At 71.0% G+C, this 15,778-nt stretch carries 18 protein-coding genes; 6 read left to right on the forward strand and 12 right to left on the reverse strand.

What is annotated here, in order from left to right:
• Nucleotides 1–224: 224 nt before the first annotated feature.
• The 4 genes from N5875_RS18135 to N5875_RS18150 all read right to left on the reverse strand — a co-directional run bounded on the left by N5875_RS18135 (nt 225) and on the right by N5875_RS18150 (nt 3,487).
• On the reverse strand, nt 225–797 hold the full coding sequence (locus N5875_RS18135) for an FABP family protein (RefSeq protein ID WP_318208481.1): 573 nt from the start codon (nt 795–797) through the stop codon (nt 225–227).
• Between the two features lie 253 nt (nt 798–1,050).
• On the reverse strand, nt 1,051–1,911 hold the full coding sequence (locus N5875_RS18140; protein WP_338494872.1) for a hypothetical protein: 861 nt from the start codon (nt 1,909–1,911) through the stop codon (nt 1,051–1,053).
• On the reverse strand, nt 1,908–2,699 hold the full coding sequence (locus N5875_RS18145) for a hypothetical protein (protein WP_338494875.1): 792 nt from the start codon (nt 2,697–2,699) through the stop codon (nt 1,908–1,910). The genes N5875_RS18140 and N5875_RS18145 overlap by 4 nt, the downstream gene beginning before the upstream one ends.
• 17 nt (nt 2,700–2,716) lie before the next feature.
• Nucleotides 2,717–3,487, reverse strand: a complete 771-nt coding sequence (locus N5875_RS18150; protein ID WP_338494877.1) for a hypothetical protein — start codon at nt 3,485–3,487, stop codon at nt 2,717–2,719.
• A 199-nt stretch (nt 3,488–3,686) separates the two neighbouring features.
• Here N5875_RS18150 and N5875_RS18155 point away from each other — a divergent pair, with 199 nt between their 5' ends.
• Nucleotides 3,687–4,052, forward strand: a complete 366-nt coding sequence (locus tag N5875_RS18155; RefSeq protein WP_055600546.1) for a DsrE family protein — start codon at nt 3,687–3,689, stop codon at nt 4,050–4,052.
• A 14-nt stretch (nt 4,053–4,066) separates the two neighbouring features.
• Here N5875_RS18155 and N5875_RS18160 read toward each other — a convergent pair whose 3' ends face one another.
• The 7 genes from N5875_RS18160 to N5875_RS18190 form a co-directional block, all read right to left on the reverse strand.
• A complete protein-coding gene (locus tag N5875_RS18160; RefSeq protein WP_318208477.1) occupies nt 4,067–4,327 on the reverse strand; it encodes a DUF3099 domain-containing protein in 261 nt (86 codons plus the stop codon).
• A 96-nt stretch (nt 4,328–4,423) separates the two neighbouring features.
• The gene (locus N5875_RS18165) at nt 4,424–4,711 is read right to left on the reverse strand and encodes a DUF1416 domain-containing protein (RefSeq protein WP_015035121.1); all 288 of its coding nucleotides are present in this window, start codon (nt 4,709–4,711) and stop codon (nt 4,424–4,426) included.
• A gap of 49 nt (nt 4,712–4,760) precedes the next feature.
• Nucleotides 4,761–5,606 (reverse strand): sulfurtransferase, encoded by an 846-nt coding sequence (locus tag N5875_RS18170; RefSeq protein WP_306330090.1) that lies wholly within the window; start codon nt 5,604–5,606, stop codon nt 4,761–4,763.
• A gap of 504 nt (nt 5,607–6,110) precedes the next feature.
• Nucleotides 6,111–6,797: a DUF2993 domain-containing protein gene (locus N5875_RS18175; RefSeq protein ID WP_318208476.1), complete on the reverse strand. Its 687-nt coding sequence runs from the start codon at nt 6,795–6,797 to the stop codon at nt 6,111–6,113.
• Between the two features lie 160 nt (nt 6,798–6,957).
• Nucleotides 6,958–8,175, reverse strand: a complete 1,218-nt coding sequence (locus tag N5875_RS18180) for a hypothetical protein (RefSeq protein WP_338494883.1) — start codon at nt 8,173–8,175, stop codon at nt 6,958–6,960.
• 10 nt (nt 8,176–8,185) lie between these two features.
• Nucleotides 8,186–8,440, reverse strand: coding sequence for a MoaD/ThiS family protein (locus tag N5875_RS18185; protein WP_030323286.1), 255 nt, complete (start codon nt 8,438–8,440; stop codon nt 8,186–8,188).
• Nucleotides 8,441–8,485: 45 nt separating this feature from the next.
• A complete protein-coding gene (locus tag N5875_RS18190) occupies nt 8,486–9,316 on the reverse strand; it encodes an alpha/beta fold hydrolase (protein WP_318208474.1) in 831 nt (276 codons plus the stop codon).
• Nucleotides 9,317–9,542: 226 nt separating this feature from the next.
• Between N5875_RS18190 and N5875_RS18195 the strand changes: the two genes are divergently transcribed.
• The 5 genes from N5875_RS18195 (at nt 9,543) to N5875_RS18215 (ending at nt 14,908) form a co-directional block, all read left to right on the forward strand.
• Nucleotides 9,543–10,373 carry a response regulator transcription factor gene (locus N5875_RS18195; RefSeq protein WP_318208473.1) on the forward strand — a complete coding sequence of 277 codons (831 nt, stop codon included), beginning with the start codon at nt 9,543–9,545 and terminating at the stop codon, nt 10,371–10,373.
• Between the two features lie 24 nt (nt 10,374–10,397).
• Entirely contained in the window at nt 10,398–11,426 is a 1,029-nt protein-coding gene (locus tag N5875_RS18200) for a LacI family DNA-binding transcriptional regulator (protein ID WP_319311254.1), read from the forward strand.
• A 133-nt stretch (nt 11,427–11,559) separates the two neighbouring features.
• Nucleotides 11,560–12,738, forward strand: a complete 1,179-nt coding sequence (locus N5875_RS18205) for a trypsin-like peptidase domain-containing protein (protein WP_338494889.1) — start codon at nt 11,560–11,562, stop codon at nt 12,736–12,738.
• Nucleotides 12,739–12,770: 32 nt separating this feature from the next.
• On the forward strand, nt 12,771–13,499 hold the full coding sequence (locus N5875_RS18210; protein WP_318208470.1) for a response regulator transcription factor: 729 nt from the start codon (nt 12,771–12,773) through the stop codon (nt 13,497–13,499).
• Nucleotides 13,496–14,908 (forward strand): HAMP domain-containing sensor histidine kinase, encoded by a 1,413-nt coding sequence (locus N5875_RS18215; protein WP_318208469.1) that lies wholly within the window; start codon nt 13,496–13,498, stop codon nt 14,906–14,908. The genes N5875_RS18210 and N5875_RS18215 overlap by 4 nt, the downstream gene beginning before the upstream one ends.
• On the opposite strand, the gene N5875_RS18220 is transcribed toward N5875_RS18215, so the two are convergent.
• Nucleotides 14,888–15,739 (reverse strand): phosphatidylinositol-specific phospholipase C, encoded by an 852-nt coding sequence (locus tag N5875_RS18220; protein WP_318208468.1) that lies wholly within the window; start codon nt 15,737–15,739, stop codon nt 14,888–14,890. The genes N5875_RS18215 and N5875_RS18220 overlap by 21 nt on opposite strands.
• Nucleotides 15,740–15,778 lie beyond the last annotated feature (39 nt).

Here is a 15,778-nt window from a genome sequence, read left to right on the forward strand (position 1 = left end):
CCCCCGGCCACGCCTCATGCGGCCGGGGGTTTCTCCGTTACCGGGTCCCTGCTGCACGAAGGTAGCCCACACGACAGGGCATCGCAAGTGGATTGCAGTCATCTGGGCTTTGTTAACCCTTAGCCGGAGGCAAGGTCTGCTGGAGGGCTTAACAAACCGCGCCCACCGACCTGCTGGTCGGTGGGCGCGGAACAAGGTGGATCGCCGCTCCGGCGATCGTCGGCCTAGCGGAAGAAGGCGATGCCGTCGTCCGGCAGGTCGCCGAGGTTGCGGGCCATCTCCGCGACCTCTTCCGGCGTCACGACCTTCTTCAGGTGCGCCGACATGTACGGCCGCAGCGGGACCTCGGGGGTCGCCTTCTCGCCCACCCACATGAGGTCGCTCTTGACGTAGCCGTAGAGGCGCTTGCCACCGGAGTACGGGCCCGAGGCCGCGGTGCGGGCGACGGCGTCCGTGGCCAGGTCGATCTGCGGCTTCTGGTCGGCGAGCTCGCCGTACCAGATCTCCACGATGCCCTGGTCGCGGACCATGACGATCTCGACCTTGCGGTCCTTGTCGATGCGCCAGTAGCCGCTCTCGCTCTCCAGCGGACGGACCTTCTTGCCCTCGTTGTCCAGGACCCAGGAGTGGGACGTGTACTCGAGGAAGTCCCGGCCGTCGTGGCTGAACGTCACGGACTGACCGAAGTTGCACTTCTCGGCGCCGGGGAAGTCGGCGACGCCCGCACCCTCCCACGTACCGAGCAGGAACGCGAGGGGGACGAGGCCCGGGTTGAGGTCGGACGGGATCTCGATCATGAGCAGCTCTGGCGTTCTCTAGAAGTGGTTGGCGAGAAGGATTAGCGCTGGCCCTGGTACAGCTTCTTCACGGCCAGACCGGCGAAGGCGATCACGCCGACGGCGACCAGGACCAGGAGGATTTCGAAGAAGATGATCACAGGGTGCTCCTCGACTGAGCGGTGAAGGCGGAACGGGCCGGACCCCAGCTTAGTGGGCGGGGGCCCGGCCCACTCGGTGAGGTGGGTCTCGCGCGCTGTGACCGGCGCGGCGACTAGCCGAGCAGCTGTGCCTGGAGTGCCACGGTCTGCTGGAACGGGACGGTCAGTGCCCCGCCCTTCCGGGTCTGGGTGACGACCGCGAGGGTGTCACCGGCCTGGATGTAGGTCCAGCGGGTCTGCTCCGGGCCGTACGGCTCCGTCTCCTTGTAGGTGTAGAGGGAGAGGTACGGCACGACGACGTCCTGGGTGGCGGCGTCGAACTCCGCCTCCTCGACACCGAGAGGCAGGCGGCCGCCGTCCGTCACCTCGCCCACGATCTCGTCCTTGAAGGCCTCCGCGAACGCCACCGAGGAGAACCGCAGCAGGTGGATCCGGGTGGCCGTGCCGTCCGGCATCGTCCAGCCGCGGGCCGCGACGTGCCGGAGCGTCGACTCCGCCATGAACTCCTTCACCTCGCCCCGGTCCTTCTCCGCCAGCAGCGCGAGGTACGAGTCGAAGCCGACCCAGCCGCCCTTCAGCTTCGGGTCGACCGTGGCGCCCGCCGGGGCGGGCAGGAGCAGCTGCCGGAGATCGGCGTGGTGGATCTCGCCGTCGTTGCCCTCGGTGTACGGACGCATGACGCCCTCGGGCAGCGCCGGACGGGCGAGCCTCGGGTAGTCCCAGCGGCCGTCGGACTCGGTCGCGAGCCCCGGTACGTCGGTGCGCTCCATGGCGGTGATCCCCATGGCCGTACCGGCGCCGACACCGCCGAGGACGAGCACGGCGGCGGTCCAGCGGGCGATGCCCCAGAGGAGCGGCCGACGGGACTTCTTCGGCTTCTCCGGCTTCTCCGGCGCGAGGTCGGGGGCCGGGATCAGCGTTTCGGCCGGGGCCGGGATCGGCGTCTCGGCCTGCGTCTGGATCTGCTCGGTCATACGTACTCCCCCGGGGACTCGATGTGTTCGAGCTGCTTCTTCACCAGGTCCGCCACGCTCGCCTTGTCGAACGGCTTGGCGCCCGCCGCCTTCACGCTGACGAAGACCTCGGAGTCGTACGCGAAGCAGAACAGCTCCTCCAGCGCGGCCGCCCGCTTCTTCTTGTCCAGCGAATCGTTCTCGGGCGCGAGGTAGCAGACGGCGTTCCGGCGGTCCTTCACCTTGGGGCCCTTCGGGAACTCCAGGATGTCCATGACCTCCTTGCGCAGCCGGTAGGTGTTCTTGATCTGCTTCTTGTCCTTCATCCGCGCGAGCTCGACGGTGACGACGACGTCGTTGTTCAGGTCGGCGAAGGAGCGGACGCCGATGCCCTGGATGCCGAGCTTGTCGACCTCCTTCTCGAACGCGCGGCGCTTCTTCCCGGAGAGCCCCTCGCCCGCCTGCTTCATCAGCGCGGTGGCCGCTGCGGCGCCGAGCTCGCCGTCGTTCCCGTACAGCTCCTCGTCGGGGCCGAACGCGTACCCGTCCGGCAGCGGCAGGAGGAGCTTGCTCAGCGGCGTTCCGGCCTTGCCGCGCGCGAGCGCGGCGGCCGGGTCCTCGCTCCGGGCGGGCTCCGGCGTCGGGCCCCACACCTCCGTCGGTGCGGTGCGGTCGGCGGAGCCCACGGTGACGGCGGTGTACGCGGCGCCGCCGCCGATCAGGCCGAGGACGAGCACGGAGGGCAGGACGACTCCGAGCAGGACCCGCCGGGCACCCCGCTTCACGGGCTCGGCCACGGGTTCGGTCATGTCGTTCCGGTCCTCACTCACAGGCGCCCCAGCTGTCGCTCGGCCAGCGAACGGATGTCTTTCTCGGAGATCTTCTTGGTGTCGACGACGAAGATCTCCACCGCGATGTCACCGCGGTAGAAGTAGGCCCTGGCCTCGTACAGGTCGAGGTAGCCGGCCTTCTTCTGTACCGGGAAGACGTAGTAGCGGCCGTTGGCGGAGCCCTTGAGCTCCGTGCCCTCGTCGTCGGCGAAATCCTCGTCCGGCATGTAGGCCTGCTGGTCCTCGACGAAGTCCTGCGCTCCGAGGACGTCGTCGGAGCGGTACTGGACCAGCCGGATCTCGGTCTCCTTGTACTTGCCCGTCACCCAGGACGTGACCGCGATCCGCCGGATGCCCAGGTCCAGCTGGAAGTCGAGAGCGCTGCCCGGCCTGGTGAACTGCGAGGCGAACGAGGACACCCGCATCCAGCCGTCCGCGTCGGCGAACTCGGCCTTCTTCGCTCCGGCGGGCTTCGGCAGCAGCAGCTTCCGCAGGTCGCCCTCCGCCTTCGTCCGGAGGTCCTCCGAGGCCGGGAGCGGCTTCGCCGTCTGGCCCTTGGGGAGCGGCTTGGGGTGGGCGAGGTCCGGCTGGTTCAGCGGCGGCAGCGCGGTCGGTTCGCGGTCGGCCTGGATGCCGTAGCCGACGGCGGTGCCGCCGACGAGGCCGATGACGGCGGCGACGGCGATCAGCCCGACGGTACGGAGGACACGGCGGCGCGGCCGTACGGCGACCGGCTCGACCGGCGTGACCAGCGGGACCGGCTCCACGGCCGGCTCCGCGACCGGAGGTGCGGTTTCCGCTCCGGGATTCGGCTCCGGTGGCGGTGCCGTTTCCGGATTTTGGATACTTTCTACGTTGCTCAAAAGTCCCCCCACGAGACCTGAAGCGCGGATTCCGTCATCCGCGCACCCAGCAGACACGTGGGGGACACCGGGGGTTGCGCTGCCGCACATTACAGTTCGGCATATGCCGAAGAAGCTCGTGATCAAGGTGACCGCGGGGGCCGAGGCCCCCGAACGCTGTTCCCAGGCCTTCACCGTGGCCGCCGTGGCCGCCGCCAGCGGCGTCGAGGTATCGCTCTGGCTGACCGGTGAGTCCTCGTGGTTCGCCCTCCCGGGCCGCGCCGCCGAGTTCGAGCTCCCGCACGCCGCACCGCTGCCGGACCTGATCGACGGGATCGTGGCGGGCGGTGGCCGCATCACGGTGTGCACGCAGTGCGCGGCCCGCCGCGACATCGAGGAGAAGGACCTCCTGGAGGGCTTCCGCATCGCCGGCGCCCAGCTCTTCGTCCAGGAGGCGATGGCGGACGAGACGCAGGCACTCGTCTACTGATACGAACGTACGAACTATTCGCGGCGCTTCTTGCCGTCCAGTTCGTCCCACCACTCGTCCGACTTCGGGTCGCCCGAGGGGTCGTCCCACCAGCGATCCTCCGGGCCCCGACGGTTCGCGATCATCGCGGCGACCGGGGGGATGACCATGGCGACCACGCACATGCCGATGGCCACCGGCATCGAGAAGAGGCGCACGACGGCCCAGGCGCCCACGAAGAGCAGCAGGCAGCCGCCCATCATCCAGAAATAGACGTGCCGACGTCGTGCGTACACACCTTCAGGGTACGACCGAAGGGCCGTGCCTCAAGTCCTGGAATGGCGTCCAACCCCCCAGGAGGCACGGCCCTTCGGCCGGTTCGGTGTCGCGGATCAGACCGCGATGGCGACCTCCGCGAGGCCACCGTGCTGCGCCACGACCTGACGGTCGGCGGTGCCGCCGGGGACCAGGGCGCGGACGGTCCAGGTGCCCTCGGCCGCGTAGAAACGGAACTGGCCGGTGGCGGAGGTCGGGACCTCGGCCGTGAACTCGCCGGTCGAGTCCAGGAGGCGGACGTAACCGGTGACGGGCTGGCCGTCCTTGGTCACGAAGCCCTGGATGGTGGTCTCACCGGGCTTGATCGTCGAGGCGTCGGGGCCGCCGGGCTGCGCTCCACACATGTCGTTCTGTCCTTACGGTCGAGGGGTCCGGAGGAGGGAGGGTCCGGGGTTACTTGTTGGCGCCGAGCTCGATCGGCACGCCGACGAGGGAGCCGTACTCGGTCCACGAGCCGTCGTAGTTCTTGACGTTCTCGACGCCGAGCAGCTCGTGCAGCACGAACCAGGTCAGCGCGGAGCGCTCACCGATGCGGCAGTAGGCGATGGTGTCCTTCGCCAGGTCGACCTGCTCGTCCTCGTAGAGGGCCTTGAGCTCGTCGTCCGACTTGAACGTGCCGTCGTCGTTGGCGTTCTTCGACCACGGGATGTTGCGGGCGCTCGGCACGTGGCCGGGGCGCTGCGACTGCTCCTGCGGGAGGTGCGCCGGGGCGAGCAGCTTGCCGGAGAACTCGTCGGGCGAGCGGACGTCGACCAGGTTCTGGGCGCCGATCGCGGCGACGACGTCGTCGCGGAACGCGCGGATCGAGGAGTCCTGGGCCTGGGCCTTGTACTCCGTGGCCGGGCGGGCCGGCACGGCCGAGCCGTCGACCAGGTCGCGGGAGTCGAGCTCCCACTTCTTGCGGCCGCCGTCGAGGAGCTTCACGTCCTGGTGGCCGTAGAGCTTGAAGTACCAGTAGGCGTAGGAGGCGAACCAGTTGTTGTTGCCGCCGTAGAGGACGACCGTGGTGTCGTTCGCGATGCCCTTCGCCGAGAGGAGCTTCTCGAAGCCCTCCTGGTCGATGAAGTCGCGGCGGACCGGGTCCTGGAGGTCCTGGGTCCAGTCGATACGGATGGCGTTGCGGATGTGGTTCTTCTCGTAGGCCGAGGTGTCCTCGTCGACCTCGACGATGGCGACCTGCGGGTTGTCGAGGTTGGCCTCGACCCAGTCCGCGTCGACCAGGACGTCGCTGCGAGCCATGCTGTTCTCCTCCGGGGCAGTGTGCGGCGGTGTGGTGCGGGTGTGGCTGTGTACGCGTCGTCGCGGGCATGAGGGACGTGCGGAACGGACGTGCGTACGGGCTCTACACAGGGCGGCCCTGACCTTGTCGGAGGGCCTGAGGAATACGGGAGTGGTGAGTCCCGCTCAGACGGAGCGACAGAGCATGGCGGCGACGCGGCACAGGTCTACTGCCCGCCGCTTCGTGAGATCCGCCTGTCGCTTCATGCCCTCGATCGTAGGGACGGACAGGCGGCCGTGTCACCGGTGTGTCGTATTTTGAGACGCGATCGTCCGAGATGCGAGACGCGATCACCGTACGAGAGAGCTCCGGGCGCCTCCGCAGCGGGGCGTCCGGTTCTGATTCTGCTGGTCGGACGGCGGTGTCTCAGCATGTGACCAACGGGTACGCGCCGGCCCGTCCGGGCGGCTTCCGGCGGCGTCCAGAGGTTTCCCCGGGGCCGCCCGGGCGGCCTTCCGGTGCCGTCAGCCCGCCAGGACGACGTCCTTGCCGGTCACGGTGACGGCCAGCCCGTCCGGCCTCGGCTCGACCTTCTCCACCTTCATCCCGGCGATCACGCCGATCGGACGCTCGAAGTCGGTCCGTGCGCGGACCAGGTCCTCGATGCCCGGGATGCCCTCGCCGGGCACCTCGTCGGCACGGACCCGGATCGTGTCGCCGTTCACCACGGTCACTGTCGAGAGGACCGTACGGGTCAGGGTGCGGCCCATCACGTTCACGCCGCCGGTCACCTTCACCTTGCCGTTGCCGCCGTAGGCCACGGTGGCCTCCTGGTCGGAGGCGGCGGTGAGGTCCGCGTACGAGATGAGGGCCGTCCCGCTCGCGGAGCCCGCCTTCGCGCCCGCCCAGTCGCCGGTCACGGTCACGTCCCGCAGCGCCACGGTCAGCTCGCCGACCCGGATGCGCTTGCTGCCCGCCTGTGCCTTGACGCCGGTCGCCTTCACGTCGACCTCGTCGAAGTGCTTGTCCGCGACCTGGGTGAGGAACGGGAAGCCCTTGATGTCGACCTCTATGGCGTCGCTGTCGACGGAGGCGAGCTTCACCCGGCTGGCCGCCTCGTCCTCGGCGTACGACACGGCCAGCCGGTCGATCCCCACCAGGACCCCGCCCAGCACGACGGCCACGATCAACAGAATCCGCAGTGCTCGCATGGGCTGTGCGTCCCCCCGATGGAAATGGATAAGTTCCGGCCCCCCGACACGAAGATCGACGTGTCGGGGGGCCGGTTGGTTCCCGTGCCCGGGTCGGATCAGGGTCCGCCACGGGTCCTCTCAGGGTCCGCTCAGGGCCCTCTCGGGGACGCGTACGCGGTCAGACCAGGGCCCTGCCCAGCAGGTAGACGGCGGGTGCGGCGGCCGTCAGCGGCAGCGCGACACCGGCCGTCATGTGCACGAAACGGGACGGGTAGTCGTAGCTCGCCACCCGCAGGCCGACCAGCGCGCAGACCCCGGCGCCGAGGCCGAGCAGCGCACCGGAGGAGCCCAGGTCCGTCAGACCGCCGGCCGCGATCCCCGCGCCCGCCGAGGCGAGCAGCGCCACGATCAGCGAGACGGGGCCGGGCAGCGGGAGCGCCCGGGCGAGGACGGCCGCGGCGACGGCGACCCCGCCGACGACGACCGCGTCCGGTTCGGCGCCCAGGTGTCCGGTGGCGACGACGGTGAGCGCCGCGGAGGCGATGGTGGCCATCAGGCCGTACATGCGCTCGTCCGGGTCGGCGTGACTGCGCAGCTGGAGGACCAGGCAGAGCAGCACCCAGACGCCGAGCGTGCCGAAGATCGCGGCGGCCGCGTTCTCCCGGCCGGTGACGAGCAGGGCCGCGTCGGCGGCGAGGCCGCCGGCGAAGGCGAGGGCGATGCCCTGACGGGCGGGCCACATGCCGTTGAGCCGGAACCAGCCGGCGGCGGTGAGGCCCTGGAGCAGCACGAGCGGGACGAGGAGCCCGTACGTGCCGAGGGCGGCGCCACCGGCGAGCAACAGCCCGAGGACGGCGGTCAGCGCGGCGGGCTGCATCCCGGGCTCGATGATCGGCGAGCGGCCCTCGGCACGGGCGCGCTGGGCGTCGGTGATCCGGGTGTTCCCGGAGGTGGTGGGCGAGGACCAGCCAGGCCCCGACTCACCGGAGGAGGCGGGGGACGCCGGAACGGGCTCCGCCACGGGGGCCGCGACCTCCATCGGCTGAGACTGGTGCTGCGGCTCCGCGTAGTACGCGGCGGGGGTCCCGTTCCCGTACGACTCGTAAGAGCCCTGGCCCGCCGCGTACGCCTCGTACGGCTGCTGCTGAGGCTGGTGCGGCTGCTGCTGGTAGGCGGCCTGCTGGGTCTGCGCGGCCTGCGCCCGGTCGGCCTGGACCTGCTCGTACGTGACGGCCGGCTGGAACTGGGTGTCCCAGGTCTGGCCCTCCCACGTCTGGGTGACGTCGGGGCCCTGCTGCTCCTGGTGCCCGGCCCCGTTCCCGCTCCCGTTCCCGTTCGCGTTCGCGTTCGCGTACGGGTCGTACTGCTGACCGCCGTAGTACTGGTCATTGCTCATGCTGTGGGGTTCACCCTCCTGCGAACGGCGGAAGCACCTCGACCGTGCCGCCCTCGGCAAGCCGTACCGTCTCATGGCTCCGGGTCCCGACGGGGTCGCCGTCGACCAGGAACGAGCACCGCTTGAGGACCTGGACGAGCTCGCCCGGGTGCTTCGCGCGGGCCGCGTCGAGGGCCTCCGCGAGGTGCTCGGCGGTGTACGGCTCCTCCGCGACACCGGCGGCGGCCTTGGCCGCGGCCCAGTAGCGGATGGTTCCCGCTGCCATAGCGGCGCTCCCTTCGTTCGTGTGCGCGCCGCCCCCCATGATGGGCTATGCGCGCGTGAGCCAGTCCCCGAGCCGGCCGAGCAGCTCCTCGTCCGCCCCGTTCTCGGCGTGGCCCATCCCCCGCTCCAGCCACAGTTCCGCCTCACCCGCCCCGGCCAGCATCCGCGGGTGGTCGAGCGGGAAGTACGCGTCCCGGTCGCCGTGCACGATCAGCAGCGGGGTCGGCGCGATCAGCGGCACCGCCTCCACGGGAGAGAGGGGTACGGGGTCCCAGGCGCGCCGGTCGATCCGGGTGCGGAGCCCGTACCGCCCGACGAGGCGGCCCGCCGGCCGGGTGACCACCCAGTGGAGACGCCGCATCGGGGCCGTCCCCCGGTAGTACCAGCGGGCGGGCGCGGAGACGGCGGCCACCGCGTCGGCGCGTCCGTCGGTCTCCCGGTGGAGGGCCGCGTGGCGCAGGACCACGGAGCCGCCCATGGAGAAGCCGACCGTCGCCACGCGCGCGTGGCCGAGCTCACGCGCCCAGCGGACGGCGGCGGCCAGGTCGAGGACCTCCCGGTCGCCGAGGGTGGAGAGGCCGCCGGAGCCGCCGTGGCCCCGGAAGGAGAAGGTCACGACGGCCGCGCCCCGCTCGGCGAAGGCACGCGCGGCGCGCCGGACGGCGGGCCGGTCGGCCGACCCGGTGAACCCGTGGGCGAGGACGACCGCCGTCGCCGCCGTACCGGTGACCGCCGTATCGGTGACACTTGCCTGAGAGGGTTCGTAAACCGCCTCGATCCGGACATCGTCATCCGTACGCAACATTGCTCGCCGGGAGCCGGAAGTGATCAGGGAGACATCCACCATATGAAATCCGCCCTCTCCCTCTGAACTCATGTGGGCTATTCTCCTTGGCAGAGGATCCGGGCGACGCAGCCCCCGGGTCCTTTTGCGTTTTCCGACCGTTGTTACGGACGGATGAACAAAAGCTCTCAGGGCGCGAGAGCCGGCAGTGATCCGTACGAAGCAGTGCACGTCCTCGCAGGGACCGAGGAGGAACCGACGTTATGAGCGAGCGACCGAAGCACGACCGACCGACGGCAGGGACGGCAGGTGGTGCGCGATGAGCGCCTTGCTGCTCCTGACCAACGCTCTCCAGCCTTCCACCGAGGTGCTGCCCGCCCTCGGTCTGCTCCTGCACAACGTCCGGGTGGCCCCGGCCGAGGGCCCCGCCCTCGTGGACACCCCCGGCGCGGACGTGATCCTCGTCGACGGGCGGCGCGACCTCCCGCAGGTCCGTTCGCTCTGCCAGCTGCTCCGCTCCACCGGGCCGGGCTGTCCGCTGATCCTCGTCGTCACCGAGGGCGGTCTCGCGGCCGTCACCGCCGACTGGGGCATCGACGACGTCCTCCTCGACACCGCGGGACCGGCCGAGGTCGAGGCGCGGCTGCGGCTCGCGATGGGCCGCCAGCAGATCGTCGCGGACGACTCCCCCATGGAGATCCGCAACGGCGACCTGTCGGTCGACGAGGCGACGTACAGCGCCAAGCTCAAGGGCCGGGTCCTGGACCTGACCTTCAAGGAGTTCGAGCTCCTCAAGTACCTGGCCCAGCACCCGGGCCGCGTCTTCACGCGCGCGCAGCTCCTGCAGGAGGTGTGGGGGTACGACTACTTCGGCGGCACCCGGACGGTCGACGTCCACGTACGGCGGCTGCGGGCCAAGCTCGGCCCCGAGCACGAGTCGCTCATCGGTACCGTCCGTAACGTCGGCTACCGCTTCGTCACCCCCGAGAAGGTAGAGCGGGCGGCGGAGGAGGCGCGTGCCAAGGCCGAGGAGGCCCGTGCGCAGGAGGAGGCGCGTGCGACCGCCCGCGTCAAGGACGCCACGGGGGATGTCACCCCTCCGGCGGACAGGAACGTGGCAGATGCCACAGTGCGACCTGCCGGTAGGTAGGTCACCACGCGTAGACTGCCGCGCGTGGCCAAGGTGACGCGGGATGACGTAGCTCGACTGGCAGGTACTTCGACCGCGGTCGTGAGCTACGTCATCAACAACGGACCCCGGCCGGTCGCCCCGGCCACGCGCGAGCGTGTCCTCGCCGCGATCAAGGAACTGGGCTACCGCCCCGACCGGGTCGCCCAGGCCATGGCGTCCCGGCGCACGGACCTCATAGGCATGATCGTGCCGGACGCTCGGCAGCCGTTCTTCGCGGAGATGGCGCACGCGGTCGAGCAGGCCGCCGCCGAGCGCGGGAAAATGGTCCTGGTCGGCAACTCCGACTACCGCGACGAGCGCGAGGTCCACTATCTGCGGGCCTTCCTCGGCATGCGGGTCTCCGGTCTGATCCTGGTCAGCCAGGGCATGAGCGAGCGGGCCGCGAGCGAGATCGAGGCCTGGGACGCGCGCGTGGTGCTGCTGCACGAGCGGCCCGAGGCCCTCGACGACGTGGCCGTCGTCACCGACGACATCGGCGGCGCCCAGCTCGCCACCCGGCACCTCCTGGAGCACGGCCATCCGTACGTGGCCTGCATGGGCGGCATCCCGAACACCCCGGCCGTCGGCGACCCGGTCGCCGACCACGAGGAGGGCTGGCGGCGGGCCATGCTGGAGGCGGGCCGCTCGATCGAGGGCCGGCTCTTCCAGGCCCCGTACAACCGCTACGACGCCTACCAGGTGGCCCTCAAGCTGCTCGCGGGCCCGGACAGGCCGCCGGCCATCTTCTGCTCCACCGACGACCAGGCCTTCGGCGTCCTGCGGGCGGCGCGCGAGCTGCGCATCGAGGTGCCGACGGAGCTGGCGGTCGCGGGCTTCGACGACGTGAAGGAGGCGGCGCTCACCGATCCGCCGCTGACCACGATCTCCTCGGACCGCCCGGCGATGGCCCGTGCGGCGGTGGACCTGGTCCTGGACGACTCGCTCCGGGTGGCGGGCTCGCGCCGCGAGCGCGTAAAGCTCTTCCCGTCGGCCCTGGTGGTCCGCCGCTCCTGCGGCTGCGACGGCGGCTGAGCGGCTCACCCCTTCGGAAGCCCTGAGAGCCCTCCCCTGCGGGAGGGTTCTTTATATCGGGCATACAGGCTTCTGTCGGGCTTCTCAGCCGGTCCTCAGACGGCTCTCATGTACGGCTCCGAGAGTCATTTGCATGACGGACTTCCAGGAGCAGCAGCCGCAGCAGCCCTACTACCCGCCGCACCCGCCGAGGCCGCCCTACGCCCCGGCCCAGCAGCCGGTGGGCGCCGGGCAGACCGCCACCCAGCCGATCGTCACCGAGCCCGGCACCACCATCTGGCCGTCCGGTGGGCAGGTGCCGCCCTCGGGTCCGCCGGTCCCGCCGGTCCCGCCCGTCACCGCCATGGGCGCCCCGGCCGCCGCCCCCGCCGGAGGCCCCGGCTCCCGTCGTCGCGCCAAGCGCGGGGTCGGTCTCATGGCCGCCGTGGCCATCGCGGCCGCCGCGATCGGCGGCGGTACGGCGACGCTGGTCCAGCAGGTCACCTCGGACACCCCCGTCGCCGCCGCCTCCTCGAACGTGAACGGCACCAACGTCTCCGCGAGCAGCACGGGCACGGTCGCCGGCGTCGCCGAGGCCGTCTCCCCGTCCATCGTCGAGATCTCCGCGAACTCGAACAGCGGCAAGTCCACCGGCTCGGGCGTGATCATCACCTCCGACGGCGAGATCGTCACCAACAACCACGTGATCTCCGGCGCCTCCGAGATCACCGTGCGGCTGAACGACGGCACGTCCTACGAGGCCGAGGTCGTCGGCACCGACCCCGACAAGGACCTCGCCCTCATCAAGCTCCGGGGCGCCTCCGGCCTCAAGACCGCCACCCTCGGCGACTCGTCCAAGGTGCGGGTCGGCGACCAGGTCGTCGCGATCGGCTCCCCCGAGGGTCTGACCGGGACCGTCACCAGCGGCATCGTCTCCGCGCTCGACCGGGACGTGACCGTCGCCAAGGACGACGACAGCCAGCGGCAGGGACAGGGCCAGGGACAGGGACAGGGACAGGGCCAGGGCCAGGGCCAGCAGTACGACCCGCGGCAGGGCTGGCCGTTCGAGTTCGGCGGACAGCAGTTCAACGGCGACACCGGCTCGTCGAAGACCACGTACAAGGCGCTGCAGACCGACGCCTCGCTCAATCCGGGGAATTCCGGCGGCGCGTTGATCAATATGAACGGCGAGATCATCGGAATCAATTCCGCCATGTATTCGCCCAGTTCTTCGAACGGTTCGACGGCCGGCAGCGTCGGTCTCGGATTCGCCATCCCGGTCGACACAGTGAAGGCCGACCTGGACAGCCTGCGCGCGGGCGGCGACAGCTGACCGGCGACCGGGCGGCGTGCGACGCTGAGCCCATGACCGCCCAGCGACACGAGCCCGAACGCATCCTCATCGTCGACGACGAGCCGGCCGTACGGGAGGCCCTGCGCCGCAGTCTCGCCTTCGAGGGGTACGGGACGCAGGACGCCGTGGACGGACTCGACGCGCTCGCCCGGATGGAGTCGTACGCCCCCGATCTCGTCGTCCTCGACGTCCAGATGCCCCGCATGGACGGGCTGACGGCGGCCCGCCGGATCAGGGCGTCCGGCTCGACCGTGCCGATCCTGATGCTCACCGCGCGCGACACGGTCGGCGACCGGGTCACCGGGCTCGACGCGGGCGCCGACGACTACCTCGTGAAGCCGTTCGAGCTGGACGAGCTGTTCGCCCGGATCAGGGCGCTGCTGCGGCGCAGCTCGTACGCAGCGGCCTCGGCCTCCGCCCCGGCCGACGCCGATGTGCTGGCCTTCGAGGACCTGCGGATGGACCTCGCCACGCGCGAGGTGACCCGGGGCGGGCGGGCGGTGGAGCTGACGCGGACGGAGTTCACTCTCCTGGAGATGTTCCTGGCGCACCCGCGGCAGGTGCTGACCCGGGAGCAGATCCTCAAGGCCGTATGGGGCTTCGACTTCGAGCCGAGCTCGAACTCACTGGACGTGTACGTGATGTACCTGCGGCGCAAGACGGAGGCGGGCGGCGAGCCGCGCCTCGTGCACACGGTGCGGGGCGTGGGATACGCGCTGCGCGGAGGGGGCGGGGAGTGAGAAGTCCCCTCACCTGGTTCCGGTCGCGGCCGCTGCGGTCCCGGCTTGCACTGCTTACGGCGACGGCGGTCGCCGTGGCGGTGGCGGCGGTGTCGCTGGCCTGCTGGTTCGTGACCCGGGCGCAGTTGGAGGCGGAGCTGGACTCCTCGCTGCGCGCCACCCGGCTGACGGACGAGGAGGCGCGGATGCTGCTGCGCTCCTGCGCCCCGGACGCCCAGAACCGCCCGGTGCCGGCCGGGCCCGCGCAGACCCTGCAGATCGTCACCGTCTCCGGCGACCTCTGCACGCTCGGCACCTCCCCGATCCCCGCCCGGGCGGGGGATCTCGCGGTGGCGCGGGGCGAGCAGCCGTTCGCCCTGCACACGACGAACGCCGAGAACGGCACGGAGGTGCGGGTCTACTCGTATCCCGCGTCGATCGCCAACCAGTCGGTCGCGGTCTCGGTCGCCCGTCCGCTGCACGAGATCGACAACTCGATGTCGACCCTGCGCTGGGTGCTGCTCCTGGTCTCCGGGATCGGCGTCGTCGGGGCGGGCGCGGCCGGCCTGTGGGTGGCGCGGACCGGCCTGGAGCCGGTGAACCGGCTGACCGGAGCGGTCGAGCACGTGGCCGCGACCGAGGACCTGACCGTGCGGATCCCGGTCGAGGGCGAGGACGAGATCGCCCGTCTGTCACGCTCGTTCAACGCGATGACGGCGGCGCTCGCGACGTCCCGCGACCGGCAGGCGCAGCTGATCGCGGACGCCGGACACGAGCTCCGTACGCCGCTGACCTCGCTCCGTACGAACGTCGAGCTGCTCGCGCGCAGCGAGTCGACCGGCCGGGCGATCCCGCCGGACGACCGGCGTGCTCTGATGGCCTCGGTGAAGGCGCAGATGACGGAGCTGGCGGCGCTCATCGGCGACCTCCAGGAGCTGGCCCGGCCGGACGCGGTGCAGCAGGGTCCCCTCGAAGTGGTCCCGCTCCACACGATCCTGCGGGCGGCCCTGGACCGGGCGCGGCTGCGCGGCCCCGAGCTGACCTTCGTGACGGACCTGGCGCCCTGGTACGTACGGGCGGAACCGGCCGGCCTGGAGCGGGCCCTGGTGAACGTCCTGGACAACGCGGTGAAGTTCTCGCCGCCCCGGGGCACGGTCGAGGTGACCCTGATGCGCGGCGAGCTGACGGTCCGGGACCAGGGTTCCGGCATCGCACCGGACGAGCTCCCGCACGTCTTCGACCGCTTCTGGCGCTCCCCGTCGGCCCGCAGCCTCCCGGGCTCGGGCCTGGGCCTGTCGATCGTGGCGCGCACGGTCCACCACGCGGGCGGCACGATCGCCCTGACCCCGGCGGAGGGCGGCGGCACGGTGGCGACCCTCCGCCTGCCGGGCGCGCCGACCCCGCCGCCGTCAGTTGTGGCGGATGAGTGACTCGACGAGGCCCGAGCGGGTGTTCGGGTAGTCCATGACGGTGATGCCGAGGCCCTTCCAGGTGTTCGCCGTGCCGTCCAGGAAGGTGTGCACGCGCGGGTTGAGGTTGTCGGAGTTCCACCGCGGGGGCAGGGACGCGGAGGTGCTGACGAAGTTGATGTACAGCTTGCCGGGCTGCTCGACGGCCTTGCGGAAGTGGGCCTCGATCTTGGGGTACTTGGCGTTCGGGAGGGCGTTCCAGTCGTCCTGGAGCGCGATGGCCCCGCCGTCCCACCACTTGAGGCCGGGCAGGCCGCCGTTGTCGGCGATGAGGACGACCTTGCCGCGGGCCTCGCCCAGCGAGGGGACGGTGTCGCCGATGCGGAACAGCGAGCGCCAGCCGCGGTTGTTCAGGTAGTCGTCGAAGACGGCGCGGAAGGTGGCGTCGGAGTCCGAGGAGTACTCCTGCTTGACCCTCATCAGGACGGTCTCGGAGGGGTGGGCGGCCAGGAAGTCGCGGCAGGCGATGAGGACGTCGCCGAACATCATGTTCTGGTACGAGGCGCCGTGGTGGATGGCGAAGGAGCCGCCGGTGACCCGGCAGCGTATGTCGAGGAACCTGATGCCGGAGGCGAGCTGCTGCGCGATCGTGGTGTTCTGGCACTCGGACCAGGGGCCGCCGAAGCGGGCGCCGGAGTCGTGGGTGCCGGGGATGGTGAGCTTCTGGAGCGGGGTGGGGTCGCCGTGGCCGGCCATCCAGTCCTGGGTCGTGGCCGCCCGCGCGGAGGGGGCACCGACCAGGAGGACGGCACCAGCTGCCGCGGCTCCCGCGAGAAAGCTTCTACGGTCCATGCGCGGAGTATGACGTGTACGCGTCAGGATGCGCCATGG

Source organism: Streptomyces sp. SJL17-4 (assembly GCF_036826855.1).
In the GTDB taxonomy this organism is placed as follows: Bacteria; Actinomycetota; Actinomycetes; order Streptomycetales; family Streptomycetaceae; genus Streptomyces.